We start from the raw sequence: 20,624 nt of genomic DNA on the forward strand, positions 1-20,624 counted from the left end.
ATCACTCCCTCCCGCTTGTCCTATCGGCACAGGTGCAGTTACTCCGGCATACTTCGTGCCTGCAACCGCGAGCTCATCCAATCATGCGTACCCACCGAATCGCCGCAACATGCTCCGCGCTGGCTATCGCCGTTGCCTGCAATGGATGCGCTGCTCCGCAAGGGCCCCGGGCCAGCCCGGCCATAGCGGGGAAGTCGGGCGAGCAGGTCCTTCCCAGTTATGTCGCCAGCGTCACCCACGCCATCCGAAGCAATACGCTCTATGGCGGTTCGATTCCTTCGGAGGGCAATCCGTCGGTCACGTATCGGCTTGAATTGCTCCCGGATGGGACAGTGACGGCCGTCACGCTTCAGGAGCCAAGCGGTCAACCCGCTTTCGACGAGGCCGTTCGGAGAGGGATCCTTCGGGCCTCGCCGCTGCCCAGACGCGCGAACGGCGTTTCGGAATTACGGATGATTATCCGCTTCCATATGAAGAGTTGAGCGTGCCCTCGCATCCATAATGCGGGGGAGCTGACATACCGCCGGCTGTCCTTCCGGTCGCTTGCACGCTCTCATCCGCTGCAGCTCGGTCAAGAGGTTTTGCCGGCGGCTTCCAAGGCCCTTTGCCCAAGCACCTGGGTTCGCGTCAAGGCGCAAGCAAAGCATCCCGCGCCGCCGCCGCAATCGCCCCGCTCAGCTCCTCCAGCAACTGCGACGCCGCCCGCGCGTGCTGCCAGTACAAGGGCACGTCCAGCGGCGTGCCGGGCACCAGCTCGACCAGCTTGCCCGTTGCCAGCTGCGGCGCAATCAGGACGTGCGGATGCATTCCCCACCCCATGCCGGCCAGCGCTGCCGCCACAAACGCTTCGGCCGAGGGCAGCGTATGGCGCGGCAGTTCGACGTGGCGATGACAGAGGCGCGCCGCGCCCAGCGTGCCTGCAGTTCGTCCTTCGTGTTGAACTGCAGGCTGGGCGCCAGCGCCAGGCTGGCCGCACCCACGCCGTCGGCGAAATGGCGCGCGATAAAAGCGGGACTGGCCGCCGCCAGGTAGCGCATCGCCCCAGCGCGCGGCTGTTGCAGCCCGATGCAGGCCGCGCCATGCCCGTCACCGCAGCCACCACCGCCCCGCTGCGCAGCCACTCGCCCGTATGGTCCTGGTCGTCCACCGCCACCTCGATCAGCACCGGACGTTCGGCCGCAAATCCAGCGATGACCGGGGCCAGCCAGGTGGCCAGGCTGTCGGCATTCACGGCAATCGGCAGGGCGACACGCGCATTGCCGCCCAGGTCCTGCCCGGGCAGCGTGCCGCGCAGGTCCTGTTCGAGCAGGCGCACGCGGTCGACGTGCTGGCACAGGCGGCGGCCGGTCTCGGTCGGGCGGCGGGGGCTGGTCGCGCACCACGAGGGCGCAACCGACCCGTTCCTCGAGCTGGCGGATGCGCTGCGAAATGGCCGAGGGAGTCACGTGCAGCGCCTGGGCGGCGCGCTCGAAGCTGCCTTCACGCACCACGGCGGCCAAGGCGGACAGGGCGGCATAATCGAGCATGGGATCAGTTTTGCTTATGTAAGTGAAGAAAAGATAGTTTGCCTTCATTGCACGAGGCTGACAAGATCGTCGCCATGAATCCACTCCCTACGCTGACGCTCGCCTTTCCCGTCTTCCTCCACGGCCTGCTGCTCGGCTTCGGCCTGATCGTCGCCATTGGCGCGCAGAACGCTTTCGTGCTGCGCCAGGGCCTGCGCCGTGAGCATGTCGGCAGCGTGGTGCTGTTCTGCGCGCTGGCCGACGCCGTGCTGATTACCGCCGGCGTGATGGGCCTGGGCCAGGCGCTCGGGCAAAGTCCCCTGCTGGCGCGCGCGCTGGCGTTGGCCGGGGCCCTGTTTCTGGCCGTCTACGGCTGGCGCGCCTTGCTGCGGGCACGCCAGGTGCAGCGTCTGGAGGCGGCGGCTGGCGCGCAGGGGCTCGGCCGCGGCGTTGTGCTGGCGCAGGCGGCCGCCATCACCCTGCTCAATCCCCACGTCTACCTCGACACCGTGCTGCTGGTCGGCAGCATCGGCGCACAGCAGGCCGCGCCATTGCGCCCGGTCTTCGTGCTGGGTGCAAGTGCGGCCAGCCTGATCTGGTTCACGCTGCTGGGCTTTGGCTCGCACAAGCTCGCGCCCCTGTTCGCGCGGCCACGTGCGTGGCAGGTTCTGGATGCTTTCATCGCCTTGACCATGTTCGCGTTGTCGGCCATGCTGGTGCGGCACGCTTTTTCAACGCTTTGAGGACCCGCATGTACATCAGGAAGGATCACCGTCTCGACAACCACGACGCCATGCTCGCGCTGGTGGAAGCGCATGCGCTGGGCGCCTGGGTCGTGCCGTGCGCGGAAGGCCTGGTCGCCAACCACGTGCCCTTCCTGCTGGATCGCTCGCGCGGGGCCCACGGCACGCTGATCGGGCATGTCGCGCGCGCCAATCCGGTGTGGCGCCAGCTGGAAGGCAGCAGTGCCTCCATCGTGATGTTCCAGGGGCCGCAGGCCTACATCACGCCGAACTGGTATCCGGGCAAGGCGGAACACGGCAAGGTGGTACCCACCGGGATTATGCGGTGGTGCATGCGCACGGCCTGGCGCGCGCGGTCGAAGAGCGCGACTGGCTGCTCGACATGCTGGAGCGGCTGACGCATGCGCACGAGGCGGCGCAGCCCTGGGCCGTGGCGCGTGTCGGATGCGCCGGCGGAGTATATCGAGAAGCTGCTGGGCGCGATCGTCGGCATCGAGATACCGATCGCGCGGCTCGAGGGCAAGCTCAAGGCAAGCCAGGACGAGGCGGTGCGCGATCGGATGGGAACGGTGCACGGCTTGCAGGCGCTTGCAGGGGCAGGTGACATGGCGCTTCTGGTTGCTGGTGCGCTGGACCGGAAGGAAGGCCTGTAGGGGGATCGACTCGCAGCCAGGTGGCATGCGTTGCTCGAACGCGTGGACGGGAGACCCGTCCATCCCACCGGTTGGCGCGGGCCGGCTCCGCGTGGCTCGGCCTTCGTGGCTATTCTAGCCGCCGAACGGCGTCTCGGCCACGCCCTGCACGCCGGGGCGCAGCATGATGGTCGCGCCGGCCCAGGGGTCGGCAGGATCCTGGCCGGCGCTGATCGAGGTGACCAGCAGGGTGTCCAGGTTCGTCCCGCCGAAGCTGCACATCGACGGCTTGGCCATCGGCACGGCAATCGTTCGATCCAGCTTGCCGTCCGGCGTGAAGCGCAGGATGACGCCGGCGTCGTTCCCGCAGGTCCAGTAACAGCCGTCGGCGTCGATCGCGGCGCCGTCAGGGCGGCCGGGATGCGTGCGCATGTCCACGAAAGGCCGGCGGTTCGACGGCAGCCCCGCATCGAGGTCGTAGTCGAAGGCCCATACCTGCTGGCTTTGCGGGTGCGAGTCCGACAGGTACATGGTGCGCCCGTCCGGCGAAAAGGCCAGGCCGTTCTGGGTCAGCAGGCCGGATACGACCGGTTCCGACAGCCCGTCCTCGTTCGAATAGCGATACAGCTGGCCGACCGCGCGCTCGGCCGCCATGTCCATGAACATGGTGCCGCTCCAGAAGCGGCCCTGGCGGTCGCAGCGGCCATCGTTGAAGCGCATGCCCTCACCCAGCGATGCAGGCACGGCCAGGCGTTCGCCGCCCGCCTTGCCGGCCTCGCCGAGCGCCAGGCGGAACAGGCCCGTCTCCATGCCCGCCACCAGAGTGCCGTCGCGGGACGGCGCAATGCAGGCCACCATCTCGTCGGCCGTCCAGCTGGCAAGCTGGCCCTCGCTACCGAGCCGCCAGACGGTTCTGGCGACGATGTCGACCCAGTACCAGCAGCCGTCCAGCGCACTCCACACGGGGCACTCGCCGACCAGCGCCCGTCCCTCGCCTATCCGTTCGATCGCGACGCTCATGCCTGCGGCTCGCGGATTTCGTCATAACGCGGTACCAGCGTCTTCATCACGCCCCAGGCGATCAGGTAAGCCACGGCGCAGAAGCCGAACATGATGCTGTAGCCGGTATGGATCTGGCCGATCGCGCCGTAATAGTCGAACAGCCAGCCGCCGATCTTCGTGATCAATACGCCGCCGATGCCGCCGGCCAGGCCGCCGATGCCGACCACGGAACCGACCGAGCGTTTCGGGAACATGTCCGAGACGGTGGTGAACAGGTTGGCCGACCAGGCCTGGTGGGCAGCGGCGCCGATGCCGACCATCAGGACCGGCACCCAGAAGCTGATATAGCCCAGCGGCTGGGCCAGCAGCACGGCCAGCGGGAACACGGCGATCATCAGCATCGCCTTCATGCGGCCGTCGTAGGGCGTGGCGCCCTTGTTGATGAAGAAGGTCGGGAACCAGCCGCCGCCGATACTGCCGATCATGGTCATGCTGTAGAGGATGGCGAGCGGCCACTGGATGTCGGTGCTGGCCATGCCGTATTGCGCGGCCAGGTATTTCGGTAGCCAGAACAGGAAGAACCACCAGACGCCGTCGGTCATGAATTTGCCGAAGGCGAAGGCCCAGGTCTGGCGGTAGCCGAGCAGTTCCCACCAGGAGAGGCAGCGGCCGGCCGGTTTGCCGTCCGCGGCGGGGGCCGCGTCGTCGCAGGTGATGTAGGCCAGTTCCGGGGCGCCGAGGCGCTTCTGCGAAGTCGGCTTTTCATAAAAAATCATCCACAGGCCCAGCCAGACGAAGCCGATCGCGCCGATGATGATGAAGGCCGCTTGCCAGCCCCAGGTGGCGGCAATGACGGGGACGCTGATCGGCGCCAGCACGGCGCCCACGTTCGCGCCCGAGTTGAAGATACCAGTGGCAAAAGCGCGGTCCTTCTTCGGGAAGTATTCGGCGGTGGCCTTGATCGCGGCCGGGAAGTTGCCCGATTCGCCCAGCGCCAGCACGGCGCGCGCCGCCATGAAGCCGATGACCGACACCGGCACGGCGGCCAGGCCGATGGCGCTCATCGCACCAGCGAGGCCCTCGCCCATCGGCACGGCCACCGCGTGCATGATGGCGCCAAAAGACCACACGACGATGGCCAGCGCGAACGCGCCCTTGGTGCCGAGCCGGTCGACGACGCGCCCGGCGAACAGCATCGAAATCGCATAGACGAACTGGAAGGCGGCGGTGATGTTGGCGTAGTCGGTGTTCGACCAGCCGAATTCGCGGGTGAGCTCGGGCGCCAGCAGCGACAGCACCTGGCGGTCGAGGTAATTGACGGTGGTGGCGAAGAACAGCAGTGCGCAGATGGTCCAGCGGTAGGTGCCGATCTTGCCGCCGGCGGCGGCATTCGCGTTGGAAGATGGGGAAGTGCTGGCGGAATTGCTCGCGGGCGCGGCCGGCTGCTTGATCGTCTCGGTTCGCATGGTGTCTCGTCGTTGTTTTGTCTAATCGGTCTCGCAACCCCCGCCACTCTGTGGTGGCTGGCAGGTCGTAAGTCATCGTACAACAGGGTTGGTGCGGGAGGCAATCCTCCGTTTGTATCGCTGCTGTATCAGCGCAGCCGATACGGCAAAGGCGGCGGACGTCACGCCGCCGCCCTTTCAGGTCACCGGCGCCGGATTGAACAGCGTCAGCGCGTTGTGCAGCTTCCAGTGCTCGGCCCAGGTCTTGCGCCCGCTGGCCACGTCCAGCATCAGGCGGAACAATTCCCAGCCCACGTCTTCGATGCTCGCCTCGCCGCTGGCGATGCGGCCCGCATTCACGTCCATCAGGTCGTGCCAGCGGCGCGCCAGATCGTTGCGCGTCGCCACTTTGATCACCGGGACCGGCGCCAGGCCGTAAGGCGTGCCGCGGCCGGTGGTGAAGATGTGCACGTTCATGCCGGCCGCCACCTGCAGCGTGCCGCAGATGAAATCGCTGGCCGGCGTGGCCGCGTAGATCAGGCCCTTCTTGCCGTTCAGGCGCTCGCCCGGCGAGAGCACGCCGGAAATCGCGGCGGAGCCGGACTTGACGATCGAGCCCATCGCTTTTTTCGACGATGTTCGACAGGCCGCCCGCCTTGTTGCCTGGCGTCGTGTTGGCGCTGCGGTCGACGCCGCCCCGCTTGAGGTAATTGTCGTACCACGCCATCTCGCGCACCATCGCGGCTGCCACCTCAGGGTCGGTCGCGCGCGCCGTCAGCTGGTCGATGCCGTCGCGTACTTCCGTCACCTCCGAAAACATGACGGTGGCGCCGGCGCGCACCAGGAGGTCGGTGGCATAGCCCACCGCCGGGTTGGCCGTCACGCCCGAGAACGCATCGCTGCCGCCGCACTGCACGCCGACCACGAGATCGGATGCGGGGCAGGTTTCGCGGCGGCGCGCATTCAGCACTTTCAGCTGTTCCTCGGCCGTGGCGACGATCGAATCGATCATCGACATGAAGCCGACGTGGCCGGCGTCCTGCAGGCAGACCGTGGCCGGCTCGCGGCCATTCAGGATGGGAATGCTCCCTTTCGGGAACAGGCGCGCCGGCTGCAGCTTCTCGCAGCCGAGGCTGACGACCATGGCCTGGCCGCCGAAATTCGGGTTCTGGCTGATGTTGCGCAGCGTGCGGATCGGCACGTCGGCATTCGGCGCCTCGATGGCCACGCCGCAGCCATAGCTGTGTTCGAGGCCGACGACGTCGTCGACGTTCGGGTACAGGGGCAGCAGCTTGTCCTTGATGACTCTGACCGCGTGGTCAACCACGCCGGAGACGCATTGCACGGTGGTGGTGATGGCCAGGATGTTGCGCGTGCCGACGGACCCGTCGGCATTGCGGTAGCCCTCGAAGGTGTAGCCGTCCAAAGGCTCGAGCACCGGCGGCTTGACCGTGGCGACCGGCAGGCCGGCCAGCTCGACGGCATCCGGCATGCGCAGCGTCGCTTCCGAGACCCAGCTGCCGCGCGGCAACGCGCGGGCGGCATAGCCGATGGTGACGTTATAGCGCGTCACCGGCTCGCCTTCGGCCAGGTCGCGCAGTGCCACCTTGTGGCCCTGGGGCACGGCGTCGAGCAGGCTCAAGCCGTCGGCAAAGACGGCACCGGGTGTCAATCCGCCGTCGTTGACGACGATGGCAACGTTGTCGTTGGCGTGCATGCGGATGTAGCGCGGCGTGTCTGGCGATGCGCCATCGCCGCTTGGCGTGCCCTGTCCGGCGCGGACGATTTGGATGCTTTGCATAGGAAACCTGCCAATCGGATGAGTGCGGCCGACAGGGCAGAAAGGCACCCGTCGACCATCGTTGAGTCGGGCCGAGTATGACAGCAAAAATTTGATCTGGCTAGTCCGCATTGCGCAATTGGTCAAACCAATTTAGAATGGCCTGACCAAATACACAATCGGACCGCCATGCTGAAACGAGTACCGAGTGGAGACAACCCTGCCGACCCGATGGCTACAAACCAGGGTCAGCATGCACACACTGCCGAGCCGCGCCTGTACCGGGTCGTGGCCGACCGCATCGAGGCCCTGATCCGCAGCGAAGGCATCGCCGCCGGCGCGCGCCTGCCGGCCGAACGTGAGCTCGCCGCGCGGCTGGGCGTCTCGCGCGCCTCGCTGCGCGAAGCCCTGATCGCCCTCGAACTGGGCGGACGCATCGACGTGCGCGGCGGCTCGGGCGTCTACGTCTGCGCCAGCGCACCAAGCGCCGAAGTCGAAGCCGGCCCCGGTCCTTTCGAAGTACTCGCCGCCCGCCGCCTGATCGAGGCCGAGGTCTGCGCCATCGCCGCGCGCGTGGCCACGCCGGGCGCCGTCGACGCCATCCTGCGCGCCCTCGAGGAGATGGAGCGCAACCACGACATCTATTCCAGCAACGAGACGACCGACCGCGAATTCCACCTGGCGATCGCCCGCGCCACCGGCAACAGCGCCCTGGTCGGCACCATCGCCTACCTGTGGGAACAGCGCGGCCGCCTCTGGCACCGCCTGAAGGAGCACTTCCAGACCGAGCAGCTGCGCCGGGAAACCCTGCTCGACCATCGCCGCATCTTTGCCGCGATCGCCGGGCGCGATCCGGCCGGCGCGCGCAGCGCCATGCGTGCTCACCTGGAACGCGTCACGCGGACCTTCTCGCGCGGCTAGGAGGCAGCAGAAGCACAAGGAAAGGCAGCACGCGAATACAGATCAAGCACCGCAGGTACAAAGCGAACACGCAGCAAAAGGCAATGTTGGTACCAGATGATGGCCCACGTGCGACCACGGCCGGAAGGTAGCGAACCGGTCCCGCCGCAGTGGCAGCGGACACGCGAGGTGTCCAAGGCGCCGCAGCCCCAGGCTGGGCACATTCATGTCGGTCAAAAAAACATACGGAGACAGCTTCATGAACCACGTACGCAAGTCCGCCCGCCGCACCCTCGCCCTCTCGTCCATCTCGCTCGCCGTCCTCGCGCTGACACAAGCCGCGTGGGCGCAGAATGCGGCGCCGATGCAGCGCGTCGAAGTCACCGGCTCGAGCATCAAGCGCCTGGCCGCCGAGGCCGCCCTCCCCGTCACCACCGTCAGCGCCCGGGGAACTCACCGCGCGCGGCATGACGACCCTGGCCGACCTGATGATGTCGCTGCCCCAGTCCTCGTCGCTGGCGCCCTCGAACGCCGGTTCGGGCACCAACATCAACCTGCGCGGCCTGGGCGTGAACCGGACCCTCGTGCTGCTCAACGGCCGGCGCCTGGCCAACGAGGCCATCGCCGACGGCTATGCCAACCTGGACGTGATTCCGATGAGCGCGATTGCCCGCGTCGAGATCCTGCGCGACGGCGCCTCCTCGATCTACGGCTCGGACGCCATCGGCGGCGTCGTCAACTTCATCACCAGGAGCACTTTCGAGGGCGTGCAGGTCACCGGCCAGTATATTCAACCGGAAAAGCACGGCGGCGGCGACGAGCAGCGCCTGACGCTCACCGGCGGCACGGGCAACCTGTCCACGGATGGCTGGAACGTGTATGCCACGGTCGATGCCCACCGCCGCAGCGCCCTGTACGCGCGCGACCGCGCCGAGCTGTCGACCCCGGACATCCTGGCCAGCATCGGTCGCGCGCCGACCCTGAGCGCCGGCGGCTATGCCATGCCCGCCAACTACACCACCAGCGCCAACCGCACCGCCGCCAATCCCTACTACGCCACCGGCTGTACCGGCCCGTACTCGATCCAGGGCGCGCGCAATACCTGTATCCTGAACAACCAGGAATACGGGATGGCGCTGTACGAAAACCAGCAGGTCACCTTCTACGCGCGCGGCACGAAACAGTTCAGCGAAGAGCACAAGCTGACCGTGGACTACATGCGCGGCGAGGAATACATCATTGCCACCCGCAACCCGACCCAGAGCGTGGCGGTCGGCGGCGTGCCGGCTACCCTGCCTTCGACCAGCAAATGGTATCCGGGCGGCGCGGGGGGGTGCCGGCCATGCCGGGCCTCACCGGCCAGCCGCTCTTCGTCACCTGGGCGTGGCCGACCTGGGCCTGGCCGCAACGAAGGACGTGCAGGTCAACCAGCGGCTGGCGATTTCGGACGAAGGCCGCATCGGCAGCTGGGACTACCGCGCCGGCCTGGTACACGGGGTCAGCACGCGCAAGAACTACTACCGCGACGGTTACGTGACGGGCGCCGGCCTGAACGCCGGCTTGATGAACGGTTCGCTCAACCCCTTCGGCCTGCAGGACGCGGCCGGCATGGCTTACCTGGAAAGCATCTCGGTCGATGGCCAGATGAACCGCACGTCGAAAAGCACCTTCTCCGGCGTCGATGCCTCGCTCAGCCGCTCGCTGATGGAATTGAAAGGCGGTTCGCTCGCCTTCGCCGTCGGCCTCGACCTGCACCGCGACACCACCCAGGACGAGCGCCTCCCGATCGTCAACGCCGTCACCTACGCGAACGCCGCAGCCGCCCGCGGCGAAGGCGCGCGCAATGTCTCGGCGCTGTATGCGGAACTGGATATCCCGGTCACGAAACAGCTGACCTTCAACGTGGCCGCCCGCGACGACTATTTTTCCGACTTCGGCAATACCTTCAACCCGAAGGCGAGCTTCCGCTACGAGCCGAGCAAATCGCTGATGTTCCGCGGCTCGGCCAATACCGGTTTCCGCGCACCGACCCTGTTCGACCGCTACGGCTACCGCACCGCCGGCCCGAACGGCCTGACCGCCGGCCGCTGGGACGATCCGACCCTGTGCCCCGGCGGCAAGCCGGGCGTGGCCGGCTCCGGCACGGCGCTGCCGGGCCAGGTGGCGTCCGAAGTGTGTAACGCCCAGCTGCCGCGCCAGGTCGGCAGCAATCCGGAACTGCAGCCAGAGAAATCGAAAGGCTGGACGCTCGGCGTGGTGATGGAGCCGATGAAGAACGCCACCCTGTCGCTGGACTACTGGAACATCCGCATGGAAGACATGCTGGCGAATCTGCCGGAACAGGCGATCTTCCTCAATCCGGCCAAGTACGCCGACCTGTTCGTGCGCAATCCCGACGGCAGTCTGTACTACGTGAAGAACATCACGATGAACCTGGGCGGACAGAAAGCGGCGGGCGTGGACGTCTCGGCCAGCTACACCTTCCCGAAATCGGTGGCGGGCACCTTCAAGGCGGAGCTGGACGGCACCTGGCTGACCCAGTTCGACAACCAGCTCGAGCGCGACAGCGAATTCGTATCGAACATCGGCCGCTTTGGCCTGGCCAGCAACGGCACCACCAGCAGCTTCCCGATCATCACCTACCGCTGGAAGCACACGATGAAGCTGGCCTGGAACCGCGGCGACCTCGGTGCCCAGCTGACCCAGAACTACAATTCCTCGTACGAGGACCAGAACCTGGTGGCGGCGCAGTACCATCGCCGCATCGAACCCTACAGCGTCTGGAACCTGACCGCCAGCTACAACGGCATCCCGCACGTGGGCATCACCGCGGGCATCACCAACCTGCTCGATGAACGCCCGCCGATCACCAACCACAATGGCTACACCTATGGTTACCTGAGCAGTGCAGCGAGTCCGATCGGACGGGCCTACAACCTGCGACTGACCTACACTTTCTGAAGATGGACGCACGGTGGCCGGCGCTGGCAGCCGGCCAGTGCGAGCAACAACGTAACGGAGACAACATGCAAGTCAAGCACACCAATGCGCAGCGCCGTTCGCTGCTGCGCGCCGCCTCGGTGTCCGCCGCGGGCCTGTCCCGGGCGGCTGCGCGCTGGCCAGGGGCGGCGCGGCAAGCGCGGGTCCTGCCCCTGCGGGCGATCCCTGGGGCGCGCGCGCAAACCATCGTCGACAGGTTCAGGAAGCCGCTCGCTTTTCGCCAGCAGGACTTCGACATCACGGCATTCGGCGCGAAGCCCTGCAAGACGCGGATGGTGGAAGGCTATGTGGCGCACCACGAGCCCGGCCAGGTCAGTACCCCGGTGCCCGATGCGCCCGACTGCTATGGCGCGATTGCCGCGGCGATCGCGGCCTGCAGCCAGGCCGGTGGCGGACGCGTGGTGATTCCGGCCGGCAACTGGCTGGTCAAGGGCCCGATCGTGCTCAAATCCCACGTCAACGTCCACCTGGCCAGGGGCGCGCATGTCTACTTCAGCACCGACCCCGACGACTTCGCCAGGTATGGCGAGTACGACTGCGGCGCCAACGGCAAGCTGACCATCTCGCGCTGGCAGAGCAACGATTGCCTGAACTATTCGCCGCTGGTCTATGCCTACGGCCAGACGAATATCGCCCTCACCGGCGAAGACTGGACCAGCATCCTCGACGGCCAGGGCGGCGTGCCGCAGGCGAACGGCGACTGCTGGTGGGACTGGAAGGGCAAGCGCAAGCCCGGCCCGCGCCAGCAGGAAGCGCAGAACGTCGTCAACCAACGCAACCCGGCTTCGGTAACGGCGATCGCACCAGGCCTCACCGCCGCCCAGATAGCGCTCATGGAGGGCAAGGACGACAAGTGGCGCACCGACGAAGCCTTCCTGCCGACGCTGTCGGAGGCGGGCGTGCCGGTCGCGAAGCGCGTGTTCGGCCGCGGCCACTACCTGCGCCCCTGCATGGTCGAATTCATCGGCTGTACGGATGTCCTGCTGCAGGGCTACCAGTTGAACGGGTCGCCGTTCTGGCAGCACCACCCGGTGCACTGCACCCGGCTGGCGATCCGCGGCGTGCACATGGACAGCATGGGACCGAACAGCGACGGCTTCGACCCGGAAGCCTGCGACACCGTGCTGGTGGAAGGCTGCACCTTCAACAGCGGCGACGACTGCATCGCCATCAAGGCCGGCAAGAACCGCGATACCCAGTTCGGACCGACCCGGAACGTGGTGATCCAGGGGTGCATCATGAACAGCGGCCACGGCGGCGTGACCCTGGGCAGCGAGATGTCGGGCGGGATCGAGCACGTGTACGCCCAGGACATCGAGTTCCGCAATGCGCATTGGGCCACCGACTCGCTCAACACCGCGATCCGCATGAAGACCAACATGAACCGCGGCGGTTTCCTGCGCCACTTCTACGTGCGCAACGTGACCATGCCGAATGGCGTCGCGCTCAAGCCCCAGGTCTACACGCCCCTGCCCGGCTCGCCGATTCCGAACCGCTCCGTGGGCTCGTCCGCCGGCGCCGTCGTCACCATCGACTGCGACTACGCGCCCACCGCCGACAACGTGCGCACGCGCCCGCCGATCGTCGAGAACGTCCATATCTCGGGCGTGAGGGTCGGTAACGTGAAGACGAAGGATGGCAGCTTCTCGTGCTACCAGGCCCTGCTGTTGCTGGGGCCGGTCGCCTACGACTACAACGGACCAGCCGGCGCCGAGATCCTGCCGATCCGCGACGTGACGATCACGGACTGCGATTTCGGCAATCCCGTGAACGTGGCCCAGCCATGGTTCGTGTACAACGTGCGCAATGTGAAGCTCACGAACGTGACGATCGGCGGCAAGGTCGTCAACACGACCCTGTCGGCGTAGATGCGCCTGCGGCGTGTGGGTTTCGCAAGGTGGGCACTCCGTGCCCGCGCGATATAGCACGGGCGAGTGTCGAAATTTGACCATGAACGCGGCCCTTGCATGTTGGACTTGTGGGCGCGTTTCGATGTGCAACTGTTCCATACCGCGTGGGCACGGAGTGCCCACCCTACAGAGCGCGGCTCGCTGATTGATCCGCTGCGCTCACCGTTTCACAAAATTGGTCAGACCGCTTGCCAAGCTCGGCCTTAAGTGAAGCTCACGAACGTGACGATCGGCGGCAAGGTCGTCAACACGACCCTGTCGGCGTAGATGCGCCTGCGGCGTGTGGGTTTCGCAGGGTGGGCACTCCGTGCCCGCGCGGTATAGAACAGTTTCGAGTCGAAATGCTGCCGCAAGCCGAACTGCAACGGCCGCGTTCACGCCGAAGTTTCGACACTCGTCCGTGCTATACCCCGTGGGCACAGGGCGCCCACCCTACGAAGCAGTCTCAAAAAACTGGTCGGACCGCTTGCCAAGCCCGGCCTTAGGTTGTACGATGACTGATAACTGCAGTACAGACTGAGGCAGGAGACGGCCTCATCCACATCCCAACCTGAAGGTACCGACCATGTTCACTCCACAAGACGTCAAGACCATCCTCTCCTCCGGCCTGCTGTCCTTCCCGATCACCGACTTCGACGCCCAGGGCGACTTCAAGGCGGACACCTATGCCCAGCGCCTTGAATGGCTGGCACCCTACGGCGCCACCGCCCTGTTCGTGGCCGGCGGCACGGGCGAGTTTTTCTCGCTGACGCCCGAGGACTACACGCAAGTGGTGAAGGTGGCAGTGGAAACCTGCCGCGGCAAGGTGCCGATCCTGGCCGGCGCCGGCGGCCCGACCCGGATGGCCATCAAGTACGCACAGGAAGCCGAGCGCCTGGGCGCCCACGGTATCCTCCTGATGCCGCACTACCTGACCGAAGCGAGCCAGGACGGCCTGATCGAGCACGTGGCCGCCGTCTGCGCCTCGGTGAAGTTCGGCGTCGTCGTCTACAACCGCGACCGCTGCAAGCTCAATGCCGATTCGCTCCTGAAACTGGCTGACCGCTGCCCCAACCTGATCGGTTTCAAGGACGGCATCGGCGAGATCGAATCGATGGTCACCATCCGCCGCAAGCTGGGCGACCGCTTCACCTACCTCGGCGGCCTGCCGACCGCGGAAGTCTACGCCGCAGCCTACAAGGCGCTGGGCGTGCCGGTTTACTCGTCGGCCGTGTTCAACTTCATCCCGAAGACCGCGATCGAATTCTACGAAGCCGTCCGTACCGACGACCACGCAACGCAAGCACGCCTGATCGACGACTTCTTCCTGCCTTACCTGGACATCCGTAACAAGAAGGCCGGCTATGCGGTCAGTATCGTCAAGGCCGGGGCCTCGATTGCCGGCTACCCGGCAGGCCCGGTGCGCGCGCCGCTGGTCGACCTGGCACCGCAGGAAGTCGAGCAGCTGGCTGCCCTGATGGCCAAGCTCGGCCCCCAGTAAGCTCGGCCCCCACACATTGATTGACAACGGCGCGCCTCGGCTGGCAAAGCCCGGCGCGCCTTTTTTGTATTCGAAGAGGAGAACATCTTGACCATCACCATCAATGGCGAACAGCTGATCGGCGCCAGCGCCCTGAGCGGCACCGCGCCCTCCTTCCGCGCAGTCAACCCGGCCACCGGCGAACAGTTCGAGCCCGGCTTCGGCACCGGCACCGTGGAAGACGTCGAGCGCGCCTGCACCCTGGCCAACGAAGCCTTCGACACTTACCGCAATACCTCCCTGGCGTCGCGCGCCGCTTTCCTCGAACTGATCGCACAAAACATCGAAGGCATCGGCCCACTGCTGATCGAACGCGCCATGCAGGAATCCGGCCTGCCCCAGGCCCGCCTCGAAGGCGAGCGTGGCCGCACCGTGAACCAGCTGCGCCTGTTCGCGAAAGTCGTGCGCGACGGCCGCTTCCTGACGACCGCCCTCGATTCGGCGCTGCCGCAACGCACCCCGCCGCGTCCCGACATCCGCTTGCGCAAGATCGGCCTGGGCCCCGTCGCCGTTTTCGGGGCCAGCAACTTCCCGCTGGCCTTCTCGGTGGCCGGCGGCGATACGGCATCCGCGCTCGCTGCCGGCTGCCCGGTCGTGGTGAAAGCCCACGGTGCCCATCCCGGCACCTCGGAACTGGTCGGCAAGGCCGTGCAAGCCGCGGTGAAGGCCGCCGGCCTGCCGGAAGGCGTGTTCTCGATGCTGCATGGCGACGGCCGCACGATTGGCCAGGCCCCGGTGGCCCATCCGGCCATCAAGGCGGTCGGCTTCACCGGTTCGCGCCAGGGCGGCCTGGCACTGGTGCGCACGGCCCAGGCACGTCCCGAGCCGATTCCCGTCTATGCCGAAATGAGCAGCATCAATCCGCTGTTCCTGCTGCCGGGTGCAATGACGGAACGCGCCGTCCAGATCGGCACCGGCTTCATCGATTCGCTGGTGCTCGGTTCCGGCCAGTTCTGCACCAATCCGGGCCTGGTGGTAGCCCTCGAAGGCCCTGAACTCGATACCTTCCGCGACGCCGCCAGCACCGCCCTGGAGGGCAAGGTCGGCAGCACCATGCTCACTCCCGGCATCCACTCGGCCTTCAACAACGGCGTTGAAAAGCTCGGCAGGGAGCCTGGTGTCAGCCTGGTCGCCCGCGGCCAATGCGGCACCACCGTCTGTGCCGGCCAGGCGGCCCTGTTCGAAACCGATGCCGCCAACTTCCTCGCCAACCCGGCGCTGGAAGACGAAATCTTCGGTTCGTCCTCGCTGATCGTGCGCTGCGCCAGCCTGGCGCAGTTCAAGCAGGTGGCCGAACACCTGGACGGCCAGCTGACGGCAACCATCTTCCTGAACGAGAGCGACCGCGATGCCGCGCGCGCCCTGCTGCCCATCCTGGAACGCAAGGCCGGCCGCATCCTGGTCAACGGCTACCCGACCGGCGTCGAAGTCTCGCACGCGATGGTGCACGGAGGTCCCTTCCCGGCCACCTCGGACAGCCGCACCACGTCCGTGGGCGCCAGCGCCATCGACCGCTTCCTGCGTCCGGTCAGCTACCAGGACCTGCCGGGCTGGCTGCTGCCGGAAGCGCTGCAGGACGCGAATCCCTTGAACCTGCACCGCATCAAGGACGGCGAGCTGGTCCGGGGCTGATGTCGAAGGGCGCCCGATGCGTACATCGGGCGTTCGATCATGGCCGCGGCTATTCATGGTGAACACCGCGGCACCGGCGCCCGGCGGCCGGCCCGCGTGCCGACGTCCATTCTGAGGGGGTATGTGGCTCGGGCACGCGCCCCCTATGCCCTGTGCATACCCCTCCGGGTGGAGCGCACTGACGGCTGACGCGCCGCCGCAACAAGCTTGCAGTATTTACGTTTCTTTTACTATTTGTCACGCCGGCGGTATAGAGTTATGCCAGGTACAGTGTGATGCGCCTCCAATCGCTCCCGAGAAGGTGGCGGCATGCCGGCGTATTTTCTGCAATCTGGTTCCCGTCTAGGCCGCCATGGATGCTACCGCTTCGCAATGCCCCGCTACCGGCGCCGCCGGACCGTTTCGGCGCTTCCTGTCGCGCGGGGTCCTGACGGGCCGTCCGGGCCGCGTCACCGCCTCGTTCACTATCCGGCCTCGCGCACTTCGCTGCCATGCGCGGCGCCGCCGTCGCCGCGCTTCCTGCGCCGCCCCGCTTCACGCCGACATGCGGTACAAGCGCGCATCCTGAAAACCTTGTTGACGACCCACGCGCACGCGCATAGCGGCGCGCCGATGAACCGTGCACCGGGACATGCAGCGGGAGGCGGGAATGTGGCAAGAGCGGCAGGCGCCGAACAGCGGGGCAAGCGCACCGGCTGGTGCACAGGTGCAGGGTCAGGGATCGGCAGGAGCGCAAGGGGCGGCGCCCTCGCTCGCGCTGCCCAAGGGTGGCGGCGCGATTCGCGGCATCGGCGAAAAATTCGAGGCCAACTCCGCCACCGGTAGCGGATCGATGACGATCCCCATCACGACCAGTCCGGGACGTTCGGGCTTCGGTCCGCAACTGGCGCTGCACTACGATTCCGGCAACGGCAACGGTCCGACCGGCTTCGGCTGGCAGCTCGGGCTACCCAACATCACGCGCAAGACCAGCAAGGGCGTGCCGCGCTATCTCGACGCAGCCTGGTCCGGGTGCGGGCCCGGGGCCGGGTACGATGCGCAGGCCGATTACGAGCCGGACGTTTTCATCCTCTCCGGCGCCGAAGACCTGGTGCCGGTGCTGGCCGCGGATGGCCGGCGCCATGAAGACCGCGCCAGCGTGCCGGGCTATACGCTGCACCGCTACCGTCCGCGGGTCGACAGCGTCTTTGCCCGCATCGAGCGCTGGACCCGGGACACCGACGGCGATATCCACTGGCGCGTCTGGAGCGCGGACAACCTGCTCACCGTGTACGGGCTCGATCCGGATGCGCGCATCGCCGACCCGGCGGCGCCCGGGCAGGTGTTCAGCTGGCTGATCTGCGAAACCCGCGACGACCGCGGCAACGCCATGCGCTACGTCTACAAGCGCGACGACGGCGCGGGAATCGACCTGTGCGCGCCCCGGGGAACGCAACCGGGGCCCTGCGGACAGCCCGCTGCGCGCCACCAACCGCTACCTGAAGCGCATCCTCTACGGTAACCGGCGCCCGCTGCTGGCCGACCGCGGCACCGCCGGCGCCTTTGCCGCGGCCTCCTGCGGCGCTGACGACTGGATGTTCGAAGTAGTGCTGGACTACGGAGAACATGATGAGTCGGCGCCGGCGCCTCAGGAAGCACGGCCCTGGCCGGCACGCCCCGATGCGTTTTCGAGCTACCGCGCCGGTTTCGAGGTGCGCACCACGCGCCTCTGCCGGCGGGTCCTGATGTTCCACCATTTCGCGCAAGAAGAAGGCGTCGGACACGCCTGCCTGGTGCGCTCGACCGATTTCGACTTCGAGGCGCCCGGCGCCGTCACCGACGGTACCACGCCCCATTACTCCTTCCTCCGCGCCGTGCGCCACGCGGCGTACCGGCGCACGCCGGGTGGCTACCGGCGGCGCGCCCTGCCCCCGGTCGAATTCAGCTACGCCGGGGCGCGCATCGGCGAGCGGGTCGAGGAGGTCGCGGCGCCGGAGCGCGACACGCTTCCCGTGGGTGTCGACGGCGCCACCTGGCGCTGGGTCGACCTGCACGGCGAAGGCAGCGCCGGCATCCTGACGGAACAGGGCGACGCCCGGTATTACAAACGCAATCGCAGTGCCCTGGAGGGCAGGCCGCTTTTCGGGCCGCCCGAATCCGTGCCCCGCAAGCCGAACGCCAGACTGGCGGCGGGCGCCGCTCTGGTCGACGTCGACGGCAACGGACGCCCCGACGTGGTGCTGCTGGACGATCCGGCGCCGGGCATGTACCGCCACGACGAAGCCGAGGGTTGGCTGCCCTTCCGTCCCTTTCCGCGTGCCGTGCGCGGCGCCCGTGCGGAGGGCATGCGCTTCGTCGACCTTGACGGCGACGGCCGCACCGATCTCCTCGCGGGCGAGGCCGACAGCCTCGTCTGGCATGCCCGGCTTGCCGACGACGGCTTCAGCGCGCCACGCCGGGTGGCGCAGGCGGCCGACGAGGAAGCGGGGCCACGCCTGCTGCTCTCCGGCACGGCGGCCACGATCTACCTCGCCGACATGTCGGGCGACGGCCTGGCGGACATCGTCCGGGTCGGCAATGGCGACATCAGCTACTGGCCCAACCTGGGCCATGGCCGCTTCGGCGCACGCATCGCCATGGCGGGCGCGCCAAGCTTCGACGAGCCCGGCGCCTTCAGCCCGGGCGCGGCTGCGCCTGGCCGATATCGACGGCAGCGGCACCACCGACATCATCTACCTGCACCGGAAAGGTGTGCGCCTCTATTTTAACGATTCGGGCAACGCCCGGAGCTGCCCGCGCCAGCTGCCCGCGTTTCCCGGCCTGGACGATCCGGCCTCGGTGGTTCCGGTCGACCTGCTCGGCAACGGTACCGTCTGCCTGGCCTGGTCCTCGCCCCTGCCCGGCGCGACCGGCAGGCCGCTGCGCTACGTCGACCTGACCGGCGGCATCAAACCGCACCTCCTGACCGGCTGGCGCAACAACCTGGGCAGCGAGATGCGGCTCGAGTACGCGCCCTCGACCCGTTTCTACCTGCAGGACAGGCACGACGACCGCCCCTGGCTGACGCCGCTGCCCTTCCCGGTGCACGTGCTGGCGCGCGTCGAGACCATCGACCATGTCAGCCGCACCCGCTTCGTGAGCCGCTACGCCTACCACCACGGCCATTACGACAGCGAGGAGCGCGAGTTCCGCGGTTTCGGAATGGTCGAACAATGGGACAGCGAACGCTATGCCACGGCCGATGAGGGTGCGGCTGTCGATGATGCCGGCAGCGGCGCGGCGAACGCCGACCGCGCCTACACCGTGCCGGCCGTGCATACCAGGACCTGGTACCACACCGGCATCCATCTGGCCGGCGGCGCCCTCACCGATCGCTTCGCCGGACTGGGTCCATGCGCCGGCCGGGGCGAATACTTTCGCGAGCCCGGCCTTGGCGATGCCGAGGCGCGCGCACTGCTGCTGCCGGATACGGTGCTGCCGTCCGGCTTGTCGTGGGACGAGGAACGCGAAGCGGGCCGCGCGCTGAAGGGCACGATGCTGCGCCAGGAAGTCTACGGCGAGGCCGCCGAAGCGGCATGCGACGCGCTGCCGGCTCCCGTTCCCTACAGCGTCGCCGAGCGCAATTTCACGGTACGCCTGCTGCAGCCGCGCGGCGCCAACCGGCATGCCGTGTTCCTGACCCACGCGCACGAATCGATCAGTTACCAGTACGAATGCGAGGCCCACGACCCGCGCATCGAGCACGTCCTGACGCTCGAGGTCGACGACCACGGCAACGTGCTGAAGGAAGCCGCAATCGCCTATGGCCGGCGCACCCTCGTGCGCGGCCCGGATGCGGGCGGCAAGCCAGGCCTGCGCCCGAACCCGGCGCTGGCCGCCCTGCACCCGGCCGACCAGGCAGTCCAGACGACCGATCTGCTTGCCTACAGCGAGAATCGTGTCACCAACGCGATCGACGAACCGCATGCCTATCGCCACCCGATGCCCTGCGAGACGCGCAGCTACCAGCTCGGCGGCTTGCGGCCGACAGGGCCGGCCGGACGCTACCGGGCTTGCGACCTGGTGGAAGCGGCGCCGGGGAAGCGTTCTGCGCCAGTGCCCGCCGCGCGAGCTCGAACCCGACATGCCCGGCGCGGCAAGCTCCATGCCGCCGCCTGACGGCGCCTGGCGCCGCCTTACCGCCCAGGCGCGCACGCTGTATCGGCGCGACGACCTCGCGGGCCTGGCGCCGCTGGGAACGAGCGGCGCGCTCGCCCTGCCCGGCGAACAGTACCGGCTGGCCTTCACGGCCACATTGCTCGATCGGGTCTATGCACGCCCCGGCGCGGACGGTGCAAGCCCTTCCCTCCTGCCCGGCAACGTGGAGGCGCTCGCCGACGAAGGAGGCTACGTGCGAAGCGCGCCGCTCAAGGCCGCGGGCCTGTTCCCCGCGACGACCGCGACACCGACTGGTGGGTAGCCTCGGGCCGAAGCTTTTACAGCCCGGACGCGCACGGCGACGGCGGCGACGGCAGCGCCGCCGAACTCGCGCAGGCGCGCGCCCACTTCTACCTGCCACGGCGCTACCGCAATCCCTT

13 protein-coding genes and 5 pseudogenes are annotated in these 20,624 nt (G+C 67.5%); 14 read left to right on the top strand and 4 right to left on the bottom strand.

Features of this window, described 5'->3' with window-relative positions:
* The first annotated feature begins 83 nt into the window (after window positions 1-83).
* Window positions 84-482: an energy transducer TonB gene (locus G4G31_RS29275; RefSeq protein WP_182988620.1), complete on the top strand. Its 399-nt coding sequence runs from the start codon at window positions 84-86 to the stop codon at window positions 480-482.
* Window positions 483-627: 145 nt separating this feature from the next.
* Here G4G31_RS29275 and G4G31_RS16835 read toward each other — a convergent pair.
* Window positions 628-1,526: pseudogene (locus G4G31_RS16835) on the bottom strand (LysR family transcriptional regulator ArgP).
* A 74-nt stretch (window positions 1,527-1,600) separates the two neighbouring features.
* Here G4G31_RS16835 and G4G31_RS16840 point away from each other — a divergent pair.
* The 3 genes and pseudogenes from G4G31_RS16840 (at window position 1,601) to G4G31_RS27650 (ending at window position 2,901) form a co-directional block, all read left to right on the top strand.
* Window positions 1,601-2,248: a LysE/ArgO family amino acid transporter gene (locus G4G31_RS16840; protein ID WP_182988621.1), complete on the top strand. Its 648-nt coding sequence runs from the start codon at window positions 1,601-1,603 to the stop codon at window positions 2,246-2,248.
* Between the two features lie 50 nt (window positions 2,249-2,298).
* Window positions 2,299-2,502 (top strand): annotated as a pseudogene (locus G4G31_RS27645) (FMN-binding negative transcriptional regulator); the annotation flags it as partial.
* A 183-nt stretch (window positions 2,503-2,685) separates the two neighbouring features.
* Window positions 2,686-2,901, top strand: coding sequence for a hypothetical protein (locus G4G31_RS27650; protein ID WP_267873622.1), 216 nt, complete (start codon window positions 2,686-2,688; stop codon window positions 2,899-2,901).
* Window positions 2,902-3,015: 114 nt separating this feature from the next.
* Here G4G31_RS27650 and G4G31_RS16850 read toward each other — a convergent pair whose 3' ends face one another.
* The 3 genes and pseudogenes from G4G31_RS16850 to garD form a co-directional block, all read right to left on the bottom strand.
* Window positions 3,016-3,900, bottom strand: coding sequence for an SMP-30/gluconolactonase/LRE family protein (locus G4G31_RS16850; RefSeq protein WP_182988622.1), 885 nt, complete (start codon window positions 3,898-3,900; stop codon window positions 3,016-3,018).
* Window positions 3,897-5,348, bottom strand: coding sequence for an MFS transporter (locus G4G31_RS16855; RefSeq protein WP_182988623.1), 1,452 nt, complete (start codon window positions 5,346-5,348; stop codon window positions 3,897-3,899). The genes G4G31_RS16850 and G4G31_RS16855 overlap by 4 nt, the downstream gene beginning before the upstream one ends.
* 177 nt (window positions 5,349-5,525) lie before the next feature.
* Window positions 5,526-7,044, bottom strand: a pseudogene (garD, locus tag G4G31_RS16860) (galactarate dehydratase).
* A gap of 294 nt (window positions 7,045-7,338) precedes the next feature.
* On the opposite strand from garD, the gene G4G31_RS16865 reads away from it, so the two are divergent.
* The 10 genes and pseudogenes from G4G31_RS16865 (at window position 7,339) to G4G31_RS16905 (ending at window position 20,506) form a co-directional block, all read left to right on the top strand.
* Window positions 7,339-8,028, top strand: a complete 690-nt coding sequence (locus G4G31_RS16865; RefSeq protein WP_182988624.1) for a FadR/GntR family transcriptional regulator — start codon at window positions 7,339-7,341, stop codon at window positions 8,026-8,028.
* A 470-nt stretch (window positions 8,029-8,498) separates the two neighbouring features.
* Window positions 8,499-8,681 (top strand): annotated as a pseudogene (locus G4G31_RS26520) (TonB-dependent receptor plug domain-containing protein); the annotation flags it as partial.
* 709 nt (window positions 8,682-9,390) lie between these two features.
* Window positions 9,391-10,968, top strand: coding sequence for a TonB-dependent receptor domain-containing protein (locus tag G4G31_RS26525; RefSeq protein WP_229425060.1), 1,578 nt, complete (start codon window positions 9,391-9,393; stop codon window positions 10,966-10,968).
* A gap of 65 nt (window positions 10,969-11,033) precedes the next feature.
* Window positions 11,034-12,875, top strand: a complete 1,842-nt coding sequence (locus G4G31_RS16875) for a glycoside hydrolase family 28 protein (RefSeq protein ID WP_182988625.1) — start codon at window positions 11,034-11,036, stop codon at window positions 12,873-12,875.
* Window positions 12,876-13,482: 607 nt separating this feature from the next.
* Window positions 13,483-14,397 (top strand): 5-dehydro-4-deoxyglucarate dehydratase, encoded by a 915-nt coding sequence (kdgD, locus tag G4G31_RS16880; protein ID WP_182988626.1) that lies wholly within the window; start codon window positions 13,483-13,485, stop codon window positions 14,395-14,397.
* Window positions 14,398-14,490: 93 nt separating this feature from the next.
* The gene (locus G4G31_RS16885) at window positions 14,491-16,068 is read left to right on the top strand and encodes an aldehyde dehydrogenase (NADP(+)) (protein ID WP_182991818.1); all 1,578 of its coding nucleotides are present in this window, start codon (window positions 14,491-14,493) and stop codon (window positions 16,066-16,068) included.
* 649 nt (window positions 16,069-16,717) lie between these two features.
* Window positions 16,718-17,569 (top strand): SpvB/TcaC N-terminal domain-containing protein, encoded by an 852-nt coding sequence (locus G4G31_RS27655; protein ID WP_182988627.1) that lies wholly within the window; start codon window positions 16,718-16,720, stop codon window positions 17,567-17,569.
* A pseudogene (locus G4G31_RS27660) lies at window positions 17,547-18,377 on the top strand (SpvB/TcaC N-terminal domain-containing protein); the annotation flags it as partial. The gene G4G31_RS27655 and the pseudogene G4G31_RS27660, both read left to right, overlap by 23 nt.
* 280 nt (window positions 18,378-18,657) lie before the next feature.
* A complete protein-coding gene (locus tag G4G31_RS16900; RefSeq protein ID WP_182988628.1) occupies window positions 18,658-20,205 on the top strand; it encodes a toxin TcdB middle/C-terminal domain-containing protein in 1,548 nt (515 codons plus the stop codon).
* The gene (locus G4G31_RS16905; protein WP_182988629.1) at window positions 20,192-20,506 is read left to right on the top strand and encodes a hypothetical protein; all 315 of its coding nucleotides are present in this window, start codon (window positions 20,192-20,194) and stop codon (window positions 20,504-20,506) included. Before G4G31_RS16900 ends, G4G31_RS16905 begins: the two co-directional genes overlap by 14 nt.
* Window positions 20,507-20,624: the final 118 nt, after the last annotated feature.

It is taken from the genome of Massilia sp. Se16.2.3 (assembly GCF_014171595.1).
GTDB lineage: Bacteria > Pseudomonadota > Gammaproteobacteria > Burkholderiales > Burkholderiaceae_D > Telluria.

Bases quoted from the DNA above. Each gene is read 5' to 3' on its own strand.
- kdgD (WP_182988626.1), top strand. From the start codon at position 13,483: ATGTTCACTCCACAAGACGTCAAGACCATCCTCTCCTCCGGCCTGCTG.
- G4G31_RS29275 (WP_182988620.1), top strand. From the start codon at position 84: ATGCGTACCCACCGAATCGCCGCAACATGCTCCGCGCTGGCTATCGCC.
- G4G31_RS16905 (WP_182988629.1), top strand. From the start codon at position 20,192: ATGCCGCCGCCTGACGGCGCCTGGCGCCGCCTTACCGCCCAGGCGCGC.
- G4G31_RS16875 (WP_182988625.1), top strand. From the start codon at position 11,034: ATGCAAGTCAAGCACACCAATGCGCAGCGCCGTTCGCTGCTGCGCGCC.
- G4G31_RS27655 (WP_182988627.1), top strand. From the start codon at position 16,718: ATGTGGCAAGAGCGGCAGGCGCCGAACAGCGGGGCAAGCGCACCGGCT.
- G4G31_RS16840 (WP_182988621.1), top strand. From the start codon at position 1,601: ATGAATCCACTCCCTACGCTGACGCTCGCCTTTCCCGTCTTCCTCCAC.
- G4G31_RS16855 (WP_182988623.1), bottom strand. From the start codon at position 5,348: ATGCGAACCGAGACGATCAAGCAGCCGGCCGCGCCCGCGAGCAATTCC.
- G4G31_RS16865 (WP_182988624.1), top strand. From the start codon at position 7,339: ATGGCTACAAACCAGGGTCAGCATGCACACACTGCCGAGCCGCGCCTG.
- G4G31_RS16850 (WP_182988622.1), bottom strand. From the start codon at position 3,900: ATGAGCGTCGCGATCGAACGGATAGGCGAGGGACGGGCGCTGGTCGGC.
- G4G31_RS16900 (WP_182988628.1), top strand. From the start codon at position 18,658: ATGGCCGCTTCGGCGCACGCATCGCCATGGCGGGCGCGCCAAGCTTCG.